This is a genomic window from Rhodovibrio sodomensis (genome assembly GCF_016583645.1).
Classification (GTDB): domain Bacteria; phylum Pseudomonadota; class Alphaproteobacteria; order Kiloniellales; family Rhodovibrionaceae; genus Rhodovibrio; species Rhodovibrio sodomensis.
In genome coordinates this window covers 1-2751 of record NZ_NRRL01000249.1, presented here as the reverse complement: position 1 = coordinate 2751, position 2751 = coordinate 1, and the positions used below count along the sequence as shown (strand labels likewise).

Genomic DNA, 2751 nt, shown 5'->3' with positions numbered 1-2751 from the left:
CTGGTTTTGGAACAGGGGCGAGCGTTAGCGTAGGGCGGGCCCTCCTGACCTGAAGGAGGAGACGATGTCGAGGAAGAGCCCGCGTAAGCTGACGCCGCAGTTCAAGTCCAAGGTCGGCCTGGCCGCGTTGAAGGGCGAGGCGACGATCCAGGAGCTGGCGGCGCGGTACGAGGTTCATCCGAACCAGATCCACGCCTGGCGGAGGGCCGTCGAGGAAGGCGCCTCTGCCGCCTTCGAGAAGGGCGACGGCAAGCAAGAGCGAGAGAACCAGGCGCTGATCGACGATCTGTACCGGCAGATCGGCCAGCTGACGGTCGAGCGGGATTTTCTGCAGAAACGCTCGCCCAAGTAGCGCCGGCCGAGCGCCGGGCGATGGTGGATCGGGAGCATCCCAAGCTCTCCGTCGCCCGGCAGTGCCGGCTGCTCGGCATCAGCCGGACGTCGGTGTATCGGCGCCGGAAGGCGCGTCACGCCCGCGATCTGGAGCTCATGGACTTGATCGACCGGCAGTACCTGTCTTGTCCGTTCTACGGTAGCCGCCGGATGACGGCGTGGCTGCGCCAGCTCGGTTATCCGGTAAACCGCAAGCGCATCCAGCGGCTGATGCGGGAGATGGGCCTGAAGCCGATCTACCCGAAGCCGCGCACGACGCGCCCGCATCCCGAGCACAAGGTCTACCCCTACCTGCTGCGCGGGATGACGATCGACCGGGTCGACCAGGTTTGGGCGGCGGACATCACGTATATCCCGATGGCCCGCGGCTTCCTGTACCTGGTCGCGATCATGGACTGGGCGAGCCGGAAGGTGCTGGCGTGGCAGCTGTCGAACACGATGGACGCCAGCTTCTGCGTGGCGGCGCTGAAGCGGGCGTTGGAGACCGGGCGCCGGCCCGAGATCTTCAACACCGACCAGGGCGCCCAGTTCACGAGCGAGGCGTTCACGGGCCTGCTGAGCGACCACGACATCCGGATCTCGATGGACGGCCGTGGCCGCTGCCAGGACAACATTTTCGTCGAGCGCCTCTGGCGCAGCCTGAAGTACGAGGAGGTTTACCTGCGTGCCTACGACACCGTGGGCGACGCCGAGACCGGCATCGGCGCCTGGATGGCGTTCTACAACGACGACCGTCCGCACCAGGCGCTGGGCAACTGCACGCCGGCGGCGATCTACGCCGGCGGCTGTGACGTGCGGGCATGTGGACGCCCGGCTCCGCCGGCCGGCTGGACGGGCCCCGGAGTCCTAGATGGTCCGGGGCCCGTCCAGCCTGCGACCACAAGCCCGCACGCCAATCAGCCGGTGGTGCAAGCCGCACCAGGGCTGGACAATCCGCCACCCACGTCGGCTACGCTCGCCCCTGGCGAGACGCCGGCACACACCGAGGGCCCCACCGCCTAACGCTCTGAAGCCCCACCGCTGTTGCAGACAACGGGTCCACCTCACACCTCGCCAACCGCGAATTCGCAGGGCATGTGCTGCAGTTCCGCGTAGCTGCGGCCGACGGTGGCGATGTTGGGCTCGGTAAAGACCACGCTGAGCGGCGTGCGCCGTCGATGGGCCAGGACGTTGGGATAGCTCGCCGCGTTCGTACCGGCGATCCGTCCGTCGTCGGCGGCCACATGGAGCAGCGGAATGCGCGCGGACGCGTCGCCAGCCATGAAGATGTGGCTTCCGTTCGCCTGCATCGTGAGCGGATCGAATGTGGGAACCCCGCGTGTGTCGAGGTCGAGACCGGACCGGTCGATCGCCAGCTTGTCCACGTTCGGTTTCCGGCCCGTCGCCGCCAGCAGGTAGTCGAAGCGATGCATGTGTCTGTCGTCGTCCGTCGTCGTCCGCGGCGAAGGTCACGCTCACCGCGTCGTCGTCCCGTACGATCTCGCTTACATCCGCATCCGGATCGAACGGAACCGTTTTGTTGATCGCTGAGACCGCGCGCGCTTTGACGACCGGGTCCGTGAGGTTCGCTACGCTGCCTCCCTTGCCGAAAATCCGGACCCGTACGCCCAGACGGGCCAGCGCCTGACCCAACTCCAGACCGATGATCCCGCCGCCGAACACTGCGACGGAGTTCGGGAGATCCGTCCAGTCGAAGATGTCGTCGTTGACGACCAGGCGATCCCCGACGTGCTCGAAGGCTGACGGCCAGACCGGGCGCGACCCGGTGGCGACCACGACACGGTCGGCTTGAAGGCGCGTACCGTCTTCCAGAGCGATGGTGTGCGGATCCGCGAACGTCGCGTGCCCCGTGACCCGATGTGCGGGGTCGAACCCCTCGACCGTTTCGCGAACAAGACCGACGAACCGGTCGCGTTCATCGCGGACCCGCTCCATGACGGCTTTTCCATCGATCGTGAGGCCACCCGTTTGAACCCCAAACCCGGCTGCGTCGCGCACGGCATCGGCCCGTTCCGCAGCCGCGATCAAAAGCTTGGACGGCATACACCCAACCATCGCGCAGGTCGTCCCGTACTGACCGCCCTCGATGAGCGCGACGTTATCGCTTGCCTCGCGGGCTTTACGGTAGGCGGCCATCCCGGCCGTCCCGGCACCGATCACGGCGATATCTACAGTTTCCGGCATGTCCGCGGTTACCCAATTTATCGACGCAACATTCGGTCTCGATAAGATGTTGCACCGCACCTAACTTTGGCAAGGCAAAGCGTTGGCTGTTGAAACAATCGTTACCGTACCTTCGCCAAGCACTCGTCCTGGCACGGCGGACGCCGAGACACAGGGAGCTGTCATACTCAAGCG

At 66.0% G+C, this 2751-nt stretch carries 3 pseudogenes; 1 reads left to right on the top strand and 2 read right to left on the bottom strand.

The features are described from left to right. Nucleotides 1-64: 64 nt before the first annotated feature. Nucleotides 65-1176, top strand: a pseudogene (locus CKO28_RS27510) (IS3 family transposase); the annotation flags it as partial. 260 nt (nt 1177-1436) lie between these two features. On the opposite strand, the pseudogene CKO28_RS29040 reads toward CKO28_RS27510, so the two are convergent. Both CKO28_RS29040 and CKO28_RS29560 read right to left on the bottom strand, forming a co-directional pair. Further along, nucleotides 1437-1814 (bottom strand): annotated as a pseudogene (locus CKO28_RS29040) (FAD-dependent oxidoreductase); the annotation flags it as partial. Nucleotides 1815-1845: 31 nt separating this feature from the next. Further along, nucleotides 1846-2529 (bottom strand): annotated as a pseudogene (locus CKO28_RS29560) (FAD-dependent oxidoreductase); the annotation flags it as partial. Between the last annotated feature and the right edge of the window lie 222 nt (nt 2530-2751).